The organism is Vibrio sp. 11986-1-5 (assembly GCF_963878025.1).
Lineage (GTDB): Bacteria > Pseudomonadota > Gammaproteobacteria > Enterobacterales > Vibrionaceae > Vibrio > Vibrio injensis.
In genome coordinates this window covers 48,085-66,853 of record NZ_CAWNVW010000003.1, presented here as the reverse complement: position 1 = coordinate 66,853, position 18,769 = coordinate 48,085, and the positions used below count along the sequence as shown (strand labels likewise).

20 protein-coding genes are annotated in these 18,769 nt (G+C 45.2%); 9 read left to right on the top strand and 11 right to left on the bottom strand.

All coding sequences use genetic code 11. The annotated features are described in order from the left end of the window. Positions 1-124: 124 nt before the first annotated feature. The 5 genes from AACS00_RS01450 to coaBC all read right to left on the bottom strand — a co-directional run bounded on the left by AACS00_RS01450 (position 125) and on the right by coaBC (position 5,523). Positions 125-838: a LytR/AlgR family response regulator transcription factor gene (locus tag AACS00_RS01450; protein ID WP_110168257.1), complete on the bottom strand. Its 714-nt coding sequence runs from the start codon at positions 836-838 to the stop codon at positions 125-127. Then, positions 823-2,472, bottom strand: a complete 1,650-nt coding sequence (locus tag AACS00_RS01445) for a LytS/YhcK type 5TM receptor domain-containing protein (protein WP_110168256.1) — start codon at positions 2,470-2,472, stop codon at positions 823-825. Before AACS00_RS01445 ends, AACS00_RS01450 begins: the two co-directional genes overlap by 16 nt. Positions 2,473-2,635: 163 nt before the next feature. Next, positions 2,636-3,586, bottom strand: coding sequence for a Kdo(2)-lipid IV(A) acyltransferase (locus AACS00_RS01440; protein WP_110168255.1), 951 nt, complete (start codon positions 3,584-3,586; stop codon positions 2,636-2,638). 8 nt (positions 3,587-3,594) lie between these two features. Next, positions 3,595-4,185: a nucleoid occlusion factor SlmA gene (gene slmA, locus AACS00_RS01435; RefSeq protein WP_072670298.1), complete on the bottom strand. Its 591-nt coding sequence runs from the start codon at positions 4,183-4,185 to the stop codon at positions 3,595-3,597. Positions 4,186-4,323: 138 nt separating this feature from the next. Beyond that, a complete protein-coding gene (gene coaBC, locus AACS00_RS01430) occupies positions 4,324-5,523 on the bottom strand; it encodes a bifunctional phosphopantothenoylcysteine decarboxylase/phosphopantothenate--cysteine ligase CoaBC (protein WP_072670297.1) in 1,200 nt (399 codons plus the stop codon). Between the two features lie 244 nt (positions 5,524-5,767). Here coaBC and AACS00_RS01425 point away from each other — a divergent pair, with 244 nt between their 5' ends. The 6 genes from AACS00_RS01425 to mutM all read left to right on the top strand — a co-directional run bounded on the left by AACS00_RS01425 (position 5,768) and on the right by mutM (position 10,537). Next, the gene (locus AACS00_RS01425; RefSeq protein WP_110168254.1) at positions 5,768-7,444 is read left to right on the top strand and encodes a methyl-accepting chemotaxis protein; all 1,677 of its coding nucleotides are present in this window, start codon (positions 5,768-5,770) and stop codon (positions 7,442-7,444) included. Between the two features lie 184 nt (positions 7,445-7,628). Next, the gene (radC, locus tag AACS00_RS01420; protein ID WP_072670295.1) at positions 7,629-8,303 is read left to right on the top strand and encodes a RadC family protein; all 675 of its coding nucleotides are present in this window, start codon (positions 7,629-7,631) and stop codon (positions 8,301-8,303) included. 277 nt (positions 8,304-8,580) lie between these two features. Beyond that, positions 8,581-8,817: a 50S ribosomal protein L28 gene (gene rpmB / locus AACS00_RS01415; RefSeq protein WP_004728407.1), complete on the top strand. Its 237-nt coding sequence runs from the start codon at positions 8,581-8,583 to the stop codon at positions 8,815-8,817. A gap of 13 nt (positions 8,818-8,830) precedes the next feature. After that, on the top strand, positions 8,831-8,998 hold the full coding sequence (gene rpmG / locus AACS00_RS01410) for a 50S ribosomal protein L33 (RefSeq protein ID WP_004397475.1): 168 nt from the start codon (positions 8,831-8,833) through the stop codon (positions 8,996-8,998). Positions 8,999-9,203: 205 nt separating this feature from the next. Continuing rightward, positions 9,204-9,695 carry a hypothetical protein gene (locus AACS00_RS01405; RefSeq protein WP_110168253.1) on the top strand — a complete coding sequence of 164 codons (492 nt, stop codon included), beginning with the start codon at positions 9,204-9,206 and terminating at the stop codon, positions 9,693-9,695. A gap of 32 nt (positions 9,696-9,727) precedes the next feature. Then, the gene (gene mutM, locus AACS00_RS01400; protein ID WP_110168252.1) at positions 9,728-10,537 is read left to right on the top strand and encodes a bifunctional DNA-formamidopyrimidine glycosylase/DNA-(apurinic or apyrimidinic site) lyase; all 810 of its coding nucleotides are present in this window, start codon (positions 9,728-9,730) and stop codon (positions 10,535-10,537) included. Here mutM and coaD read toward each other — a convergent pair. After that, a complete protein-coding gene (coaD, locus tag AACS00_RS01395) occupies positions 10,534-11,028 on the bottom strand; it encodes a pantetheine-phosphate adenylyltransferase (protein WP_110168251.1) in 495 nt (164 codons plus the stop codon). The two genes, mutM and coaD, sit on opposite strands and share 4 nt — an antisense overlap. Before the next feature lie 110 nt (positions 11,029-11,138). On the opposite strand from coaD, the gene AACS00_RS01390 reads away from it, so the two are divergent. Further along, positions 11,139-12,173 (top strand): glycosyltransferase family 9 protein, encoded by a 1,035-nt coding sequence (locus tag AACS00_RS01390; protein WP_110168250.1) that lies wholly within the window; start codon positions 11,139-11,141, stop codon positions 12,171-12,173. Here the strand turns inward: AACS00_RS01390 and AACS00_RS01385 are convergent. The 3 genes from AACS00_RS01385 to AACS00_RS01375 form a co-directional block, all read right to left on the bottom strand. Further along, positions 12,142-12,927 carry a glycosyltransferase family 2 protein gene (locus tag AACS00_RS01385; protein WP_110168249.1) on the bottom strand — a complete coding sequence of 262 codons (786 nt, stop codon included), beginning with the start codon at positions 12,925-12,927 and terminating at the stop codon, positions 12,142-12,144. The genes AACS00_RS01390 and AACS00_RS01385 overlap by 32 nt on opposite strands. Positions 12,928-13,030: 103 nt before the next feature. Then, a complete protein-coding gene (locus tag AACS00_RS01380; protein ID WP_072670289.1) occupies positions 13,031-14,137 on the bottom strand; it encodes a glycosyltransferase family 4 protein in 1,107 nt (368 codons plus the stop codon). Positions 14,138-14,172: 35 nt separating this feature from the next. Beyond that, complete coding sequence (locus AACS00_RS01375) at positions 14,173-15,240, bottom strand: glycosyltransferase family 9 protein (protein ID WP_072670288.1); 1,068 nt, start codon at positions 15,238-15,240, stop codon at positions 14,173-14,175. A gap of 100 nt (positions 15,241-15,340) precedes the next feature. On the opposite strand from AACS00_RS01375, the gene AACS00_RS01370 reads away from it, so the two are divergent. Next, entirely contained in the window at positions 15,341-15,727 is a 387-nt protein-coding gene (locus tag AACS00_RS01370) for a diacylglycerol kinase (protein ID WP_110168272.1), read from the top strand. A gap of 21 nt (positions 15,728-15,748) precedes the next feature. Continuing rightward, the gene (locus AACS00_RS01365; RefSeq protein WP_110168248.1) at positions 15,749-16,453 is read left to right on the top strand and encodes a 3-deoxy-D-manno-octulosonic acid kinase; all 705 of its coding nucleotides are present in this window, start codon (positions 15,749-15,751) and stop codon (positions 16,451-16,453) included. On the opposite strand, the gene waaA is transcribed toward AACS00_RS01365, so the two are convergent. Both waaA and waaF read right to left on the bottom strand, forming a co-directional pair. Continuing rightward, entirely contained in the window at positions 16,450-17,715 is a 1,266-nt protein-coding gene (gene waaA / locus AACS00_RS01360) for a lipid IV(A) 3-deoxy-D-manno-octulosonic acid transferase (protein WP_110168247.1), read from the bottom strand. The two genes, AACS00_RS01365 and waaA, sit on opposite strands and share 4 nt — an antisense overlap. Position 17,716: 1 nt before the next feature. After that, positions 17,717-18,766: a lipopolysaccharide heptosyltransferase II gene (waaF, locus tag AACS00_RS01355; RefSeq protein WP_072670285.1), complete on the bottom strand. Its 1,050-nt coding sequence runs from the start codon at positions 18,764-18,766 to the stop codon at positions 17,717-17,719. Between the last annotated feature and the right edge of the window lie 3 nt (positions 18,767-18,769).

Here is an 18,769-nt window from a genome sequence, read left to right as displayed (position 1 = left end):
CCATAACAAAATGGGTAAGAACTACCGTTAAGATACGAGCCTAAATCCCCTAGCTGCAATAGGGTTAAAGCAAGATAAAATGAGCTGCATTACTCGCGCATCAAATGCAATTATTTGGCATGAATTACAATTGCATTCGCTCGCGGAAGGTTTTTAAATTACTCCGGCTGACCGGGATTTCGCTTTGCGTACCTTGTAAGTGCAGGAGGTAAGTACTGTTTACCCAAGGGATGATCTCCTGCACGCGAGTGAGATTGACACAATAAGAGCGATGACAGCGGAAAAAGTGCTGCGCCGGCAACTGGTCACAAAGCTCACTGATCGGATACGGCACATAAAACTCGCCATCTTCACAATACACCAGAGTAATTTTCTCTTTCGCCATGGCGTAAATGACCTGCTCAGGCTCGGTGATCCGAATCCGATTCTCACGCATAAGGTGCAGCGGCGCACTGCTTGGCTGCGGCTGCTTGATCGACTGTGCCTGTTGTAACTTATCGAGCACGTTTTGCACTCGCTGCTCATTGAGCGGTTTTAACAAATAATCAAAAGCGTCGAGTTCAAAGGCTTCTGCCGCGTGTTTTTTGTAGGCCGTGGTGAAAATAATATAAGGAGGTCGAATGGCCGCTGGCAGACTACGAGCCAATAACATGCCATCCATCGCGGGCATATTAATATCTAAAAACAGCACCTCTACCGGATGGTTTTGTAGATATTTTAACGCTGACAAACCATCGTCAAAGCTGGCGATAATCTCAATATCACTGTGTTTGGCAATTAAATAACGCAGCTCCTCTTGAGCCAGATATTCATCCTCAACCACTATTGCGCGTAGCATGTTTTCCCCTTAGTGAGAATATCAAAGCGAATTTGTGTGCCGGGGTTTAACCGTTTAATATGTAGCCCTTGACCGTACAGTAACTGCAATCGCTGATGAACGTTCATTAAGCCAATATGCTGGCTGTCTATGTCACCTTGATACAGCTTATCAATCAGTTCTGCGGCGATGCCTACTCCTGTATCTGTGATGGTAATTTGCGCACCTTGCGCAGTTTTGCGTACTTTGATCGTCACCTCGCAGGCGTGTGCCGAAGGCTGAAAACCATGTTGAATGGCATTTTCTACTAAAGGTTGGATCAAAAGCGGCGCAATCGAAATTGCGACCGGCTCAACATCAAAATGCACCTGCAGTTTACGCCCAAATCGAGCTTGTTCAATGGCCACATAGTCGCGCACTTGCTTTAACGCATCCTCTAATGGGATGAGAATTTGTGTGCGCTGCAAATTATAGCGTAAGAAGTCGGCTAAATTACCAATTAAGCTGCGCGCCTCATCGGGGCGCAGACGAATCAAGCTGGATATCGCATTTAACGCATTAAACAGAAAATGAGGATTGATCTTGCTTTGCAGGGCAGAAAATTCGGCTTGGCTGGCCATTTCTTTTAATTGTTCCACTCGAGAGACTTCTAATTGCGTGGAGATCAGCTGTGATAAACCAATCGCCATCTCTTTGAGTGGGCGACGAATACGATTCGGTTGGCGATAAAAAATCTTTAAGGTGCCAGCGACTTGTTGATTTTCCCACAACGGAATGATCAACAAAGAGCGAAAGTTATGTAGATTCAAATTATTACTGATGATTTGTTGGCCGAGTTTGACCGCTTGTTGGGTCAGTTCGCTAATTTGATGATGCGCATCGAGGTACTCTTCTTCACCGATGCCGACATAAGCTAGGACATCTTGCGTATCGGTGATCGCAACCGCATCGGCTTGTGTGTTTTGCAAAATGACTTGGCAGCCTTTCGTTAAAGCCGAACGGCCACCTTGGCGAAAATAGGGCAAAGTTTGCGTGGCAATATGTAACGCTTGTTTGGCTTGCTGGGCAGCAAGACGCTCTTTTTCATCATCTAGGTGTTGTACCAACTGAATAATCAAGCCAATAGATAAGGTGCCCGCGATCATCGGAAAGCTGATGTGGCTGACAATGCTATAAGCCAACTGATTATCTTCGGCAAGCAATACTATCAGTCCCATGGTGAGCGCTTCACACGCCATGCCGACCAAAATACCGTAGCGAGCATAGTGAGCTTTGTCAGCTCGATAATGGATCAACGCCGATAATAATCCCGCCACTATGCTAGCAATCAAGCAGGCTTGTGAAGTGGGGCCATCAATATCAATTAAGTAGCGATGCAGCCCAGAAACGACGCCGGCACTGACCCCAACCCAAGGGCCAAACAAAATACCGCCGGCGACAATGGCAATAATCCGTACGTTGACCAAAGAACCATCCACATTGACTCCAGTATAAGTGCTAAACAGGGCAAAACCGATAAACAGCGCCGCCAGCAAGGTGGTTTCCGCGGGCCGGCGATCGGTCTTTTGTACTATGGTTTGAATCAGGTGCAAGCGTGTTAACCAAAACAGCACCATCAGCAGTAGGGCCGCGCGTTCAAACACCGCCAGTAACATCACAAATTGGTCGTTATACATAAATGGCAAGAGTGAGAAATGAAAAAGGGAAGCCAGTGTAACGGACTTCCCTTTTTAATACCTATGATTCAGATCATGCGCTGATAAAGCTCTTTTCGTCGCAGAAAGTAGTGCCGGCAAATGAATAGCGCAGGCAAATCATTTAGGCGTAGCGACTGTCCCTTAATTCAGGATCTGGTAAGGTTTTAAATCGTTTATGCAGCCACATCCATTGTTCTGGAGCACGTAAGATAACCTGTTCAACGTACTTATTCATATAAGCCGCCGCCGTCGTTTCATCCTTTTGTGGATAGTCGGTCTCAACAGACAGATCGGCCATTAGTTCATAGCGACCTTGTGTATTGCGAAAACCAGAGCCCATGACAATCGCACAGTGGCTGGTATAAGCTAAAATGCTGGTACCTGTCGTAGTACAGGCTTCTTGCACGGCAAAGAAAGGCACAAACACAGACTTATTATGTCCATAATCTTGATCGGGCAGATAAAAAAGGCGTGCGCCTTGGCGGAGTACTCGAATCATCTGCTTTAAATCAGTGCGATCAATTAATTGGTTACCATTACGTGTTCGTCCCCGATATTGAATGAATTCATAGGCAGGGTTTGAATGTGGTCGATATGCGCCATAACCAGGTAATCCTAATACCGCGAAACCTCGAGCGGTAATTTCTAAATTTAACGCGTGCACACAACACAATAGTACGCCTCGGCTGTTTTGGTCATGTTTTCGCAGCGCGGAAAGATCTTTTTCAACCAATAAGGTTTTAAAACGCCACGTTGGCCAAAACCAAGTGATACCCGTTTCAATCAGTGCTGCGCCGGTATTTTTAAAGTTCTCAATCACAAACTGCTGGCGCTCAGTGGCGGTCATCTCTGGAAAAGCCAATTCGAGGTTTCGCTGCGCAATATGTACCCGCTTTTTACCAAAGCGCATAGCAAATTGGCCTAGGCTACGGCCAATATTTAATAGCCATGAATAAGGAAGGAGATTAACAATCAGTGCGAGAAAACCAAAGCCCAGCCATACACCCCAATATTTAGGGTGCAGTAATGCCACTGAAAATTCTGGTTTGCCGTATTTTTTGGGATTTGTCATGGTAATTACTACTTAATTTGTGCACTCAGTAATGCCCAATACGCCTCGAAATTAGCGGTAGGCAGATATTTGAAATCAGAACGAACAAAACGGTTTAAACTTCCTTCGACTTGGCCGAGTAATTGTGCCGCTAAAATGCTCTCATCGACAGGAAACGATTTCCCTTCACGCAGTTTACGTTCGCGTAAAATCTGGCGCAGAGACGTTTCGATTCGTTCATACAACTGATTAATGCGCTCTCGCAGCCGCTCATTTTCAAACATTAAAGCATGACCGGATAAAATTCGCGTCAGACCAGGGTTACGTTCGGAAAAGGCTAAAATCAGCTGCACAACGAGGCGAATGCGATTTAACGTGTCTTTTTCTTCATCCAAAATACGATTAATACGTGACATGAGTGATTCTTCAATAAATTCAATCAGCCCCTCAAACATTCGCGCTTTACTGGGAAAATGACGATATAAAGCGGCTTCCGATACGCCGACTTGCTTAGCGAGTTTGGCCGTCGTGATGCGCGAGGCACCTTCATGGGATTCCAGCATTTGTGCCAATGCTTGGAGTATTTCTTCACGGCGATTGATTTTTTTGTTACCAGCCATAACCCGATTTCCTTTGATGACCATTGATAGCGAGATAATAAGCGGCAAGCTTTGCCGAGTTAGCTAAGTGGGTTCCTCGCTAACGAGTGGTTGTGCGATGATAAACTTACTGGCAAAGCGAGTACTCATGCGTATCTACTATAGATGGCGATGAATGAATAACATTAACGCTTGGGCTAACTCACGTTTGCTGCTGAGTGGCAAAGCGTGTTGACCATTGGACCAATACACTGTCAGTGCATTGTCGTTGCTATCAAAACCTTGGCCAGTAACAGAGACATCATTGGCACAAATCATATCCAGCTTTTTCTTGGTCAATTTTCCTAGAGCGTATTTTTCCACATCCTGTGTTTCTGCGGCAAACCCTACTGTGAAAGGGCGGCGTTCGGTTAATGCCGCCACCGAAGCTACGATATCTGGGTTTTTAACCATAGTGATACACAGTGTATCGCTCTGTTCCGTTTTTTTGATTTTTTGCGTAGCGACGACGTCAGGCCGATAGTCCGCGACCGCTGCACAGCTGATAAAGACATCATGTTGTTGGGCATGATCCATCACCGCTGCGTGCATCTCTAGTGCACTCTGAACATTAATCCGCTTCACTTTGGCAGGCGTTGTTAAGGTAACCGGCCCACTGATTAACGTCACTTCAGCGCCTAGAGTAGCCGCTGCCTCGGCAATGGCAAAGCCCATTTTGCCTGAACTGTGATTAGTAATATAACGAACGGGATCTAACGCTTCGCGTGTCGGTCCTGCAGTAAGCAACAGTTTTTTCCCCAGCCAAGGTTTAGGCGCAAAAAAAACGTTACAGCGCTCAACCAATTCGAGTGGCTCAAGCATACGTCCCGGCCCGATATCGCCACAGGCTTGTTCTCCAGCGGCAGGCCCCCATACCGAAACGCCGCGTCGCACGAGGGTCGCGATATTATCTTGTGTTGCTTGATTACGGTACATCTGTTGGTTCATGGCGGGTGAAATCACCACGGGAGCATCGGTCGCAAGCACCAAAGTGGTCAATAAATCATTGCCCATCCCGGCCGCCAAACGTGCGATAAGATCCGCCGTTGCCGGCGCTAATAATACCAAGTCCGCCCATTTAGCTAACTCGATATGCCCCATGGACGCTTCTGCAGCAGGATCAAGTAAGCTATCTGCAACAGGATGCCCCGAGACGGCTTGCATGGTTAAAGGGGTAATAAATTCTTTTGCCGCATGGGTCATCACCACACGGACTTCCGCGCCTCGTTCGCGTAAGCGACGGGTTAATTCTGCGCATTTATAGGCCGCAATGCCGCCACTAATGCCAAGCAGAATATGTTTTCCTGCTAATGTTTGCATCTGGATTCCTCGAAAATTCTGCGAGTTATGTTAGCACAACTCCCGAAATATGTGGCTGCCGTGTTCGCTGCATTTTCTCTCTGAATTATATGGTTTATCAATAGTTATGAGGATTTTCTCATTTTACGCCGAACAAAAAACCAATTGGTTGGCCTAAATATCGTCAAATTTCACGGGGACTCACAGATATATTGCGATTTTTTCTGCATCATAAAAACAACAAAAAGCTAATTAGGATGACAGAATGATCTCGTTAAAGAGCAGAACCAAATTGCTATTATTGACGTTGATTCCATTGATGCTGATCACTGGATTAATGACCATGGTGAATTATTGGAGTAACGCGCGCGCACTCGAACAAGAATTAACCCAATATCGCGAGCAATTGGTCGAGACTCGTAAAGCTGAGTTGCAAGCGTATTTAATGATGGGTGTGACTGCGGTTCAGTCCCTGTATGAGAGTGATCGTAATGGTGAGAATCAAGCTGCAGCAAAAACCTTACTGAAAGCAATGCGTTTTGAAAGTGATGGTTACTTTTTTGCTTATGATTCACAAGGTGTCAATACCTTGCATGCCATCAATCCCTCTCTGGAAGGAAAAAATCTCTATGGTTTGCAAGATGAAAATGGCGTGCCAGTGATTGCTGGGCTGATCCGCGCCGCGAAATCCGGTGATGGTTTTCTGTATTTTTCTTGGCATAAACCGACGATTAATGCGCAAGCGCCCAAACTGGGCTATGCCGAGTATTTACCTAAATGGGATTGGGTACTGGGCACTGGAATTTATATTGATGATATCGATGCACAAGTCGCCCAATTTCAAGTATTGCGTCAAGACCAAGCGAAAGAGCAAATGTGGTCAACGATTGGTTTATCGTTAGTTGGATTATTGATCACCAGTATGGTGGTTAGCGCGTTGGTGGCTAAGGGTGTTGCGCCATTACAGCACGTGGTTGCCTCACTGCAAGACGTGGCGGCTGGTGAAGGGGATTTAACCGCTCGACTAAAAGTCGAAAGCCAAGATGAAATTGGTGAGGTTGCCAAAGCGTTTAATGCCTTTATGGATAAACTCCACCCGATGATCAAACAGTTACGAGAATCGGCACAAGAAGTGCAATTGGCTGCCGGAGAGTTAGATACACAAACCACGCAATCTAATCAGAAAATGAACAGCCACTGCCTTGAAACAGATAAAGTTGTGACCGCGGTGACAGAGATGAGTGCCACCGCACGAGAAGTGGCGAATAATACCAATGCGACTTCGCAAGCGATTGAATCAGCTAATGGTCAAATCCGAGACGCCCAACATGAAGTGAATAGTGCAATTGAAGGGATCGGTGAATTGGTGCGAGAGGTCAACCTGACTTCTGATGCGATTCAAGATCTGAGTCAGCGTACTGATAAAATTACTCAAGTTTTGAATGTGATCGGTGAAATTGCAGAGCAGACAAACCTACTGGCATTAAATGCCGCCATTGAAGCGGCGCGAGCTGGAGAACAAGGCCGAGGTTTTGCCGTGGTCGCTGATGAAGTTCGTTCGTTGGCCAGTCGGACACAAAATAGCACGCAAGAGATCGGTGAGATGCTTAAATTTCTCCATCAAGGAGTCAGTAAAGCCGTTGATAGTATGAATGTCAGTCAAAAGCGGGGAGAAAAAACCGCTGAAGAATCAATGCATATCAAACAGAGTTTGGCTGGAATTTCACAAGCCGTCGGTTTAATTCAAGATATGGGAATTCAAACCGCATCAGCGGCAGAGCAGCAAAGTGCGGTAGCCGAAGACATCAATCAGAACTTGGTCGCGATTCAGCAAATCGTTAACCAGTTGAGTGATAATTTACAGCACTCAGAATCGATCAGCTCACGCTTAGCGTCCTCAGGACAACAAATGGGGAATCTCGTCAGTCACTTTAAGCTTTAATCAACAAATGAGTTACCACCGAGATTGATCTTATTCCCATCGTTACTCAGGCCCATTTGGCCTGAGTCTATTCTTGGCTTATAAAAGAGCTCATGTGCGACATTAATCTAGTTTAAATAATCGGTTGCTTTGTGGTGAGAGAGCGCCACTTCGCCCCCCTATTTAGCAGACTTGGATCTGAATCATGGGCCTTAAAGATCTTCCTGTCGAATCAATGCCACGGGAAAAATTACTTATCAGAGGACCGCAAGCGTTATCTGATGCTGAACTGTTAGCCATTTTTTTACGCACCGGTACGCCAGAGATGAATGTCTTAGAATTGGCGGATTTTTTATTACGTCAATCTGGTTCATTGCGCGCTTTGTTTTCTGCCAGTAAAGATCAGTTTTGTGCACATAAAGGATTGGGAGAAGCAAAATTTGTTCAATTACAAGCGGTCTTAGAAATGACTCAGCGTTACTTGGCTGAAACGTTAAAGCGCGGTGACGCGTTGACTAGCCCCCAACAAACCAAGTTATATTTAACCAGTGTGCTACGCGATCGTCATCGTGAAGCCTTTTATATTCTTTTTCTCGATAATCAACATCGTGTTATCCAAGATGAAATCTTATTTGAAGGGACAATTGATGCCGCTAGTGTTTACCCTAGGGAAGTCGTCAAGCGGGCGTTGCAACTCAATGCGGCGGCGTTAATTCTGGCGCATAACCATCCTTCTGGTATTGCTGAACCAAGCCAAGCGGATCGCCGAATTACTCAGCGTTTGATAGAAGCCTTGCAGTTAGTGGATATTCGAGTGCTTGACCACTTTGTGATTGGTGATGGTGAGGTGGTTTCCTTTGCAGAACTAGGATGGATTTGACGGATATTTTATGTTGTGACTTAAGATTATTCTGGTATGATTCGCGCACTAAATTATCAACCTAAACTCAGCTCTGCTTAAAAAAGATCACCAAATCCGTAAAAAGGATCTGTTCGGGTCTTGAGCAATGCATGTCAAGTTAGTATAATACGCGACCTTTGATAGCCTTGTATGGATTTTCCATAACGGTTTTTAACCTCAAACTTCTTAATACATCGAGAACGAGGTTCGGCCACCAAGGTTGATATCGAGCTGAAACGATTTGGAGAAGACATTCATGTCCCGAGTATGCCAAGTAACTGGTAAGCGTCCAGTAACGGGTAACAACCGTTCACACGCACGAAATGCTACTAAGCGTCGTTTTCTGCCGAACCTACAAACTCATCGTTTCTGGGTAGAGAGCGAAAAACGTTTTGTTAAACTACGTCTAACTGCTAAAGGCATGCGTATCATTGATAAGAAAGGCATCGATGCTGTTCTTGTTGATATCCGTGCACGTGGCGAAAACGTTTAAGAGGAATTGAGCAATGGCTAAAGGCATTCGTGAGAAAATCCGACTAATATCTTCTGCAGGTACTGGTCACTTCTACACAACTGACAAGAACAAGCGCAACATGCCAGGCAAATTTGAGATCAAAAAGTTTGATCCAGTAGTTCGCCAGCACGTTGTTTACAAAGAAGGCAAAATCAAGTAATTGATTGCGCATTCTGTTGTAAAAGTAGCGAAAACCCAGCCAATTTGGTTGGGTTTTTCTTTATGTGGATAAAATAGAACCTAGAACCTAGAACCTAGAACCTAGAACCTAGAACCTAGAACCTAGAACCTAGAACCTAGAACCTAGCTACCTACTTTGCTATTCTATTCTTAGTTCATCCTGTTCATCAGCTAAGGAATGCTGCATGCGTATTGCCCCTCATCGTCGTCGGCGATGGAACAATATCCTGATTATCTTGGTACTGCTGTTTATTGGGGTGTTAAACTTACCGCCATTACTTAAATCTTATCTGATGTCTAACAACAGTGAAGAGCAAATTTACCCAAGTTTATTTATTCCGAATGCACCATTACAGGCCGTTTATACACGAGCGTTTGAGCTGACGCTAGATCAAGGTGAGTGGCAAGTAACTTCTTCGATTGATGCAACACCTGAACAGCTAGTGCAGCGCTGGCAAGCTTTAGTCGGTACTGAGGTTGATGAACAAACCGTACGTTCATTGCAACCGAGCTTGATAGGACCACAAACCATCGAAGTCTGGTATCAAGATCTGGAAGAGCCACAACGGATCACTTATTATCAAGCACCGCAGTTTTGGCTATTTAAAAACTGGCAAGATAAGTGGATTGCTATCTCAGTGGAAGCCGATTATCTTTTCCCTTCATCCAGTCATTAAGATCTTAATTCGTAAACCATCTTGGAGCTATGATGCCTGAATTACCCGAGGTTGAAGTTAGTCGTTTAGGCATTTCGCCGCATTTAGTGGGTCAAACCATCGCTGCAGTGACTTGGCGCTGTGAAAAGTTGCGTTGGCCTATTCCCCATCAGTTAATTCAGCTCGAAGGTCAGAAGATTGTTGCCATTTCACGCCGCGCCAAATATCTATTTATCGAAACCAAGGCAGGCAGTGCGATTATTCATCTCGGTATGTCGGGAGCCCTGAGAGTATTAGACGCAGATTTCCCAGCAGGTAAGCACGATCACGTTGATCTTGTTCTTGCGAATGGCAAGTTACTGCGCTATCACGATCCTCGCCGCTTTGGCGCTTGGCTCTATATTGCTTCCGGAGAGCGTCACCCCTTACTTGAACATATGGGGCCTGAACCATTGACCGACGCGTTTAATGCCGAGACGATTGCTAAACGCGCGCATAATAAACGCTTAGCGATAAAAGCGTTTATTATGGATAATAAAAACGTGGTTGGGGTGGGCAATATCTACGCTAATGAATCGCTGTTTAAAGCCAAAATCCACCCTTTAAGACCAGCGCACAGCTTATCGAACCTTGAATGGCAATGCTTGGTTAGCGAGATTAAAGCCGTACTCGCGACGGCCATTGAGCAAGGTGGCACAACCTTGAAAGATTTCTCGCAAGCCGATGGCAAGTCCGGCTATTTTGCCCAAGAGCTGCAAGTGTATGGCAAAGGCGGTAAACCTTGTCCCATTTGTGCAGAATCGATCACTGAGCAAAAGATCGCTCAGCGCAACACCTTTTTTTGCGATGCTTGTCAGCGCTAAATTTGTTTTTTATTGTGCAAAGCGTGCGCGACAACGGCAGGAACAAAGCCATCAACATTGCCACCATGAATTGCCACTTCACGGACAATGGTCGATGAAATAAACGCGTATTCTTCTGCTGGGGTTAAAAACACACTTTCTAACCCCGGCATTAAGCGGCGATACATATTGGTTAGGCCAAATTCATATTCAAAATCTACTGTGGTTCTAAGGCCACGGATCAACACGTTAGCTTGTTCGGCGCGGGCAAAATCGACCATTAAACCGCTAAAGCCTTTACTGGTGACATTGGGTAAATGCTGAGTCACCGCTTGGGTAAATGCGACCCGTTCATCCAGAGTAAACATGGTGTTTTTACTGGGACTTGCTGCTACCGCAATAATCACTTCATCGAACATACTGGCGGCACGTTCAACAATATCTAAGTGTCCATTGGTGATCGGATCAAAAGTACCGGGATAAATAACCCTAGAAATGCGTTTTTGGCTCACGACAGTGACTCACAACTGATTAACTTAGTGTGATAGTAGCAAAAATACTCTCAATAACCTATTCAACTCGGTATGATAGAGCGGCTAACGAGCTGGTGAGAAAAAGAATCATGAAAAAAATATTGGTAATTCGTAACGATAAAATTGGCGACTTTATGCTGGCTTGGCCAAGCTTTGCAATGTTAAAAAACGCCATGCCCGATTGTCAGATTACGGCATTGGTCCCGCACTATACAGAGGCACTGGCTAAACTGTGTCCATGGATTGATGAGGTATTGATTGATCCAACGAAAAATGGCTCCCCTGAGCAAAAAAAACAGTGTTTACGAGCGATAAAAGCGCACAATTTTGATGCTTCGATCAATCTATTCTCAACCACTTATAACGCTCTTTTAGTCTGGAAAGCGGGCATACCCTATCGTCTTGCTCCAGCGACCAAATTGGCGCAGATTTTTTATAATAAACGGATTAAGCAGCAGCGTTCTCAATCTGCAAAACCAGAATATCAATATAATCTCGATCTGATCCGAGCTTTTTTGCAGGACATTGGCCAGCCGATCATTGAACCTCAAGCTCCTTATTTGCAATTTGAACCAGCATTGATAGCGAACCAGAAACAGAAACTTGCGGAGCAGTTGAACTTGAACATTAATCAGCCGTGGCTATTTGTTCATGCTGGCAGCGGTGGTTCAGCGAATAACCTCTCTCTCTCGCAATACGCCCAGTTATTACTAGGTATTCAAGGCGAGAAAGAGATAGTTCTGACGGCTGGACCGGGAGAGGAAGCGAAAGCGGCGGAGTTAAAAGCTTTATTAGAGCGACAAGGCGCCACTTCCGCGTTGTATGATAAAAATGACGGGCTGGTGGATTTTACTCGCTCAATCGCCTGCGCGGATCTGTTTATTGCTGGCTCAACCGGACCACTGCATATCGCTGCTACTTTGGATGTACCAACAGTAGGTTTTTTTCCCGCCAAACGTTCATCAACCCCATTACGTTGGCTGCCTTTAAATTCATCAGGCCGCCATATTGCGTTTACTCCACCACCAGCAGAATCAAAACAGGATCAAGCCGATATGAGCCGAATCGAGATCGATCAGGTGCTCGTCGAGCTTAATCCTTGGGCGGCTCAGTTTGGGTTCTAACCCATAAATCGGCGTATTTAACAAAGGTTGAATGTGCCGATAATAACGACAGCAAGAAACCTTGCTTACCGTCTAAAAAGCCAGCTTTAATAACGTACATTTTAAGAAAGCAGCCCAGTGCATGTAAAATACCTTGGCTGATGCTGCTTTTTTTACCGCGCTTTTGCCGTTGTTCCGCCCATGCTCTCGCATAACCAGCAGATTTTACTAAGTAATGGTGAATATCATTATAGGTGTAATGAATCGCATCGCCTTGCAGGGATTTTACTTGCATGTCCGGTTGAATTATGACCTTTTCATGTACTAGTGATTCATCGTAGTGCGTCAATGCGGTTGGGTACAAGCGTACAACCCTATCGGGATACCAGCCGCAGTGACGAATATATCGCCCAAAAACCCAGCTTAGACGACAAATACTGTAGAGTGTTTGGTTTTCATTGGCTTGCACTGCCTGTTGAATCGAGCGTTTTAACTCTGGGGTAATGCGCTCATCGGCATCTAGCCACAGTACATAATCGGCCGTTACATATTGTTGAGCTAAGCGGCGTTGAGGGCCAAAACCTTGCCAATCACGATTAACAAAAAATTTATCGGTGAAACGGCGAGCAATCTGTTCAGTGTCATCGGTACTGCCTGAATCAAGGATCACAATTTCATCGACCCAATCAGCAACGGTTTCTAGGCACGCTTGCAAATGCTTAGCTTCATTTTTTACAATCAGTGCTACTGCGAGTGTTGGCATTGAATCTGCCATAGTAGTTATCCCCAAAAATAAGTGGATGAGTTTATGTCATTCACAAGCTCAAAGTTTTTAATTACGAATATAGGATCTGTTGCCTTTTCGCGATTCAATATTATCAGCTCGAAAGGTCAACAGACCCTAATAACCGCTGAAAAAAGTCTAGGTGTTGTTTAGCGCTTTCTTGGCAAGAAAAGTCATTAATCATCCGCTGTTGAGCACGTTGTCCCATCAATTGACGTAGCTCAGGTGATTGGTAGAGTAAACGAATTTTTTCGGCAATCGCTGTGGGGTCTTGTACTGGGACAATAAAGCCACTTTCACCATCAACCAATAATTCTTTCCCTCCCCCCGTCGTGGTTGCCACAGAAGGGATACCCATCGCCATGGCTTCAATGATCGTTTTAGGTAGTCCTTCTCCGCTGATTGAGGGTTGGATTTGTACAGCGCTCGCGGCGAGTAATTCTGGGACATCTTTACGGTAACCAAGAAAATGAATACGTTCTTGCATACCACTGTATTTGGCTAATAATAAGTTTTGCTCGGTCTGCATATCTCGGCCAACCAAGAGAAGGTGTAAATTACCCAAATCAGCCAGTTGTTTGGTGCTATCGAGTAAAATATGCACGCCTTTACTTAATCTAGCATTGGCAATGCAAATGACACAAAACGCATCATCAGGGAGGCCTAAGCTGCTTAAGTTTATAGGTTGCGCTTGATACCAAGCAATATCATGACCTTTATAAATCGTCACCACATTTTGCTTGTTTTTCCACACTCGCGATTTGACATCATTAGCCACCGCCTCAGCAACGCAGACCACTCCGTTGACGCGTGGATGTAGGTGAGTGAGATAAGCGGTGGGGTCATGGCGATATAATCCACCGACGGTACCTCGATAAGTAACCAATTTCGTGTGTTTAAAACCGATACAAGCAAACGCAGCATTAGGAATGGTTCTTGAATTCATTGCGTAGACAATATCATAGTGATATTTAGCTAATTCAGTGCGTAAGGTTTGAATTGCTTTCCAGCAAATTTTCTTACTTGGGTAACAATCGATAACTTTGATACCGTTTTCTTTAAAACGAGGAAGATATTCTGAATCTCCTTGAGTCATAACCGTCACATCGTGACCAAGTTTGGCGATCTCGATAAACATTTCCGCTTCAGGACGGACACTATTCCACGCATCATGATAAGAGCTAAAAATTAGAATTCGCATTAAAAAGCACCTTAAGGGTTATGGTTGAATTGCCGTTAGTGGCGCTTATCTTTTTGAGTGCGCTGGGATGACATCATGCGCTCAAAAGCTTTGATCACTTCTGCTAGCGAGATCTGTTGCATCAAATCTGCGCCTTTGGCTCGCGTGCTCCAAGCCAACTCATGAAGTGGTTTTCCTTGTTGCTCAGTGACGTTTTTTTCATATACGCTCACCACATCGTCAATATTAAAATAAGGCCCGGTACGTTTAGGGTTACTATGCGCATACAAACCAAGTACTGGTGTGCCTTGCGTTGTGGCGATATGGGCTGGCCCTGAGTCTGGAGCAAGTACTAACTTAGCCTCACCCAGTATAGCGGTTAATTGTTTTAAGCTGGTTTCGCCTACCAGATTGATGACAGGTTGAGTCATTAATCCTGAAATTGTTGTTGCTAACTGAACTTCTCGTGGGGCAGGTGACCCACACAACACCACTTGATAACCTTGAGTGGTAACATAATCGGCAAATTGTGCATAACGCTCGGCTAACCAATTTCGCTCATCTTTACTGGCTGCAGGACAAATCACCACGCTTGGCTTATCGTGTAATTGTTGACGAGCAAAGGCTCGTTCTGGCTCACCAATCGGCATTGACCATGTTGGTGCTGTGCGAGGTACACCGAGATACTCAATAAAGGCCAAAAAGCTGTCTAAGACGTGAGTAGATTGATGATCGGCAATTTTTCGATTTGTGAATAACCACTGGCCTTCTTTGGCACGTCGGCGATGAAAGCCCACTTTGTATTGAGCATGAATCCCTAACGTCAGTAAGCTGGCTCGCAGCGCAAGCTGCATATGGATGAGGGCATCAAATCGCCGGCCTTTTAATTGTTGCCAAACCGCTTTCATACCAGCGAAACCCGCTTTTTTATCGAAGATGATCAGTTCGACATGGTCTAAGCCTTGTAATAACTGTGCTTCAACTTTGCCAATGATCCAAGTTACTTTGGTGTCTGGCCAGTGTTTTTGCAAAGCTTGAACAGCGGCGACGGCATGGCAGACATCACCTATCGCTGAAAGGCGTAAAAAACAGACAGACTGAGGCGGCGAAGAAAACAGAGGCATAGAAAAAGCTCACTTATTAATGAGCCTAAATTATGCAGAGTCCACCGATAAATGTAAAATAAGCCTTTTCAAATCCACCATAAAATAAGAGAGATTCATGATGCAACCTCCCTTTATCGGAAAATCTAGCGCGACAGGATTACGCCGAATCATCAATGCGGCCGGTTATTCATGGCAAGGGTTAAAAGCCGCTTTTCAACATGAAGCGGCTATTCGCCAAGAGTTGCTATTGCTAGTGATTGCTGGCGTTACTTTATGCCTGCTGGATTTGCCTGCATTGGAACGATTATTGATGTTCTCTAGCGTAGTATTAGTGCTGATCGTGGAATTGCTTAACTCAGCGATTGAGGCGGTGGTGGATAGAGTCGGTTCTGAGCGTCATGAACTGAGTGGGCGTGCGAAAGATATCGGCTCTGCGGCGGTAATGGTGACATTATTACTAGCCGGACTAATATGGACGGTGCTGATCTATACTCATTATTTATAAGTCTATGAAGGATAACTCATAATGATTAAGCAATGCTCGCTTAAGCAGCAAATGATTTGGTATGACGATCAATGGGTTAGTGAACCACTCCACGATCTCTTTGATGTGGCTTATTGGCACGCTGAACAAAAAATCATTGGTAGTGCTAAGGGGCGAGGAACGACGTGGTTTGTTGCTATGCAGCATATAGAGGCGGCGTTGCGTCATTACCATCGTGGTGGATTATTTGGCAAGGTAGTTAGCGATCAATATTGGTTTCAAGGATGGCATAAAACGCGCAGCTATGCTGAGTTCCATCTGTTGGCACATTTACGTCAACAAGGTGTGAATGTCCCCCGCCCAATAGCCGCGCGAGCGGTTAAACGCGGACTGGTTTATCAAGCCGATTTATTGAGTGAAAAAATCACCAATGCCCGTGATCTAGTGGCGGTTTTGCAGGAAACCCCCCTCGATGAGCAACACTATTTTTTGATAGGTCAAGAGATTGCTAAGGTGCATCGCGCGCAAGTTAATCATACCGACCTTAACATCCATAATATTTTAATTGATGATCAAGACAAGGTATGGATTATCGATTTTGATAAATGCCATCAGCAATCTGGTGAAAAGTGGAAAGAAGCGAATTTACAGCGTTTGCTGCGCTCTTTTCATAAAGAGCAGCAGCGATTTGGTATTCACTGGCAAAAGCAGCAATGGCAGTCACTATTAGCGGGCTATGTCTCTTAATTTGTAGAGAAAATAACCGCTACGGTTTTTGCTAGCGCGCCACGATTGGCTGCGACTACTTGCGCGGCTTTTTGCCCCTGCTCACGAGCAGCATCAGGATGACTGAATAGCTCAATCAGGGTGTCAGCAATTTCTTCAGTTGAAGCGCAAAGGCGTACCGCATTCGCTGTTAATAAAGCCTCTGTCACTTCACTGAAATTATAATAACTGGGGCCGTTAAGTATCGGCTTTGCTAACGCTGCTGGCTCTAGTGGATTGTGCCCTCCGACTTTATTGCCCAATAAGCTCCCAGCCATAAAGCAAATATCTGCACTACCAATCAAGGTCAGCATCTCACCCATGGTATCTCCAAGATAAATCTGAGTCTTTACAGTCATTGGCTCTGTTCGTCGACTTAAAGTAAAACCTTCAGCTCTACAAAGTTGTGCGACCGTATCAAAACGTTCTGGATGACGAGGCACAAGGATCAGCAAAGCTTCTGGGTAAATAGTCAATACTTGCCGATGAGCGGCCAAGCAAAGTTCATCTTCACCTTTGTGGGTACTTGCGGCGATCCATATTGGGCGATGTGGACCCAATTGCTGGCGAAGCTGCTGACCGGCTTGGATTACCTCATGATTGATATTGAGATCAAACTTTATTGAGCCCGTGACCATGACTTTTTCTTTTGCAACACCTAACCGTAAAAAGCGTTCTGCGTCACTTGGATACTGGCATAACAGCTTAGTAATATGTGAGGCTAGTTGATCAAAAACCACTTGAAACCGTTGATATCGCCGACAAGATCGTTCAGAAAGACGAGCATTAATTACTGTGATCGGAATTGAGCGCTGAGCAACACAGCGCAGCGTATTCGGCCATAATTCCGTTTCGATGATCAGCAGTTGGCTTGGTTGTACCACGTTTAAAAATCGACGTACACAATAGGAAAAATCCAACGGCATATAGCGATGTTCAACCAGATTGCCTAATTTAGCAATTTGTTGCGCACCGGTACTGGTGGTGGTGGTAACAATGATCGATTGCTGTGGATTATGTTGTTTAATCGCATGGATAATAGGTGTGGCGGCTATTGATTCACCGACGGATACAGCATGAATCCAAATTGGGCTTTTTGAGCCATTGAGTTTTGGGGTTCGACCAAAATGTTCTGGCCATCGAGAGCCAAAAGGCGGTTTACCCGGTTTGCGTTTATACAACGAGCGAAGCATAAAAGGCGCTGCGAGTAATAGCAGTGTACTGTATAGCCAGCGAATCAGCACGTTATAGCTCCACGCTTGACGACTCAAAAGTCTGCAAGGCCATGATCACTTGTTGTGGGGCTAACTCAGTTAGGCACTTTAAATGACCGTAAGGGCATTCACGTTTAAAGCAAGGACGACACTCTATGTCTGTATGGACAATAGCACTTTTCTCAGCCAAAGGAGGCGTGTAATGCGGGGAGGTTGAGCCATAAACACCGATAACCTGACAGCCGGCAGCGCCAGCCACGTGCATTAATCCTGAGTCGTTACTGATTACGGTTTGGCAGCAAGAGAGTAAATCAACGGCTTCGATTAAGCTGGTTTTTCCAGCCAAATCAGCCAAGTGAGTTCTAAGCGTTTCAGGCACCTGATCAATAATGGCTTGAGTCGTCACGCGGTCTTTTGCTGAACCAAATAACCATACCTGCTTACCTTGCTGTAGCAAATAGGTGGCAACTTGGGCGTAATGAGTGGTTGGCCATTGTTTGGCGGGGCCAAATTCGGCGCCAGGGCAAAGGCCAACGGTATCACCTTGGGATAAAGAAAACTTTCTAGCGGTAGTTTGCTGTTGCTCTGGTGTAATGGTCAATTTAGGCTTTGGTAGCTTATCTAAGCCCCCTAAAGCATCAGAGCCAGTCATGGTTGATTTGTCGTAAGCCAGTGCCACATAGCGCTCAGTCATATATTGGAACTGTTTTTTGTTACTCCGAATATCGTTTAAAAGACCATAGCGCATCTCTCCCTTCCAGCCTGTACGTACAGGGATACGCGCAAACCAAGCGATCAGAGCTGATTTAGCAGAATTAGGTAGAACGTAGGCGTGATCATATTGACCACGTAGGGATAGGCCAAGTGCTCGACGAGCAAAAAAATTAAATTCGCCATGCCCAAAAGGCAATTCTAATGCGCGATGGACTTCCGGCATTCTCTCCAATATGGGTTTACACCAAGCGGGAGCCATGACATCAATCAAAGCATCAGGATACTGCTTTTTAAGGGTGATATATAAACATTGCGACATCACCATATCGCCCACCCAAGATGGGCCAATGATAAGAATACGATTCATAAG

Bases quoted from the DNA above. Each gene is read 5' to 3' on its own strand.
- AACS00_RS01450 (WP_110168257.1), bottom strand. From the start codon at position 838: ATGCTACGCGCAATAGTGGTTGAGGATGAATATCTGGCTCAAGAGGAG.
- AACS00_RS01445 (WP_110168256.1), bottom strand. From the start codon at position 2,472: ATGTTACTGGCGGTGTTTGAACGCGCGGCCCTACTGCTGATGGTGCTG.
- AACS00_RS01440 (WP_110168255.1), bottom strand. From the start codon at position 3,586: ATGACAAATCCCAAAAAATACGGCAAACCAGAATTTTCAGTGGCATTA.
- slmA (WP_072670298.1), bottom strand. From the start codon at position 4,185: ATGGCTGGTAACAAAAAAATCAATCGCCGTGAAGAAATACTCCAAGCA.
- coaBC (WP_072670297.1), bottom strand. From the start codon at position 5,523: ATGCAAACATTAGCAGGAAAACATATTCTGCTTGGCATTAGTGGCGGC.
- AACS00_RS01425 (WP_110168254.1), top strand. From the start codon at position 5,768: ATGATCTCGTTAAAGAGCAGAACCAAATTGCTATTATTGACGTTGATT.
- radC (WP_072670295.1), top strand. From the start codon at position 7,629: ATGGGCCTTAAAGATCTTCCTGTCGAATCAATGCCACGGGAAAAATTA.
- rpmB (WP_004728407.1), top strand. From the start codon at position 8,581: ATGTCCCGAGTATGCCAAGTAACTGGTAAGCGTCCAGTAACGGGTAAC.
- rpmG (WP_004397475.1), top strand. From the start codon at position 8,831: ATGGCTAAAGGCATTCGTGAGAAAATCCGACTAATATCTTCTGCAGGT.
- AACS00_RS01405 (WP_110168253.1), top strand. From the start codon at position 9,204: ATGCGTATTGCCCCTCATCGTCGTCGGCGATGGAACAATATCCTGATT.
- mutM (WP_110168252.1), top strand. From the start codon at position 9,728: ATGCCTGAATTACCCGAGGTTGAAGTTAGTCGTTTAGGCATTTCGCCG.
- AACS00_RS01390 (WP_110168250.1), top strand. From the start codon at position 11,139: ATGAAAAAAATATTGGTAATTCGTAACGATAAAATTGGCGACTTTATG.
- AACS00_RS01385 (WP_110168249.1), bottom strand. From the start codon at position 12,927: ATGGCAGATTCAATGCCAACACTCGCAGTAGCACTGATTGTAAAAAAT.
- AACS00_RS01380 (WP_072670289.1), bottom strand. From the start codon at position 14,137: ATGCGAATTCTAATTTTTAGCTCTTATCATGATGCGTGGAATAGTGTC.
- AACS00_RS01375 (WP_072670288.1), bottom strand. From the start codon at position 15,240: ATGCCTCTGTTTTCTTCGCCGCCTCAGTCTGTCTGTTTTTTACGCCTT.
- AACS00_RS01370 (WP_110168272.1), top strand. From the start codon at position 15,341: ATGCAACCTCCCTTTATCGGAAAATCTAGCGCGACAGGATTACGCCGA.
- AACS00_RS01365 (WP_110168248.1), top strand. From the start codon at position 15,749: ATGATTAAGCAATGCTCGCTTAAGCAGCAAATGATTTGGTATGACGAT.
- waaF (WP_072670285.1), bottom strand. From the start codon at position 18,766: ATGAATCGTATTCTTATCATTGGCCCATCTTGGGTGGGCGATATGGTG.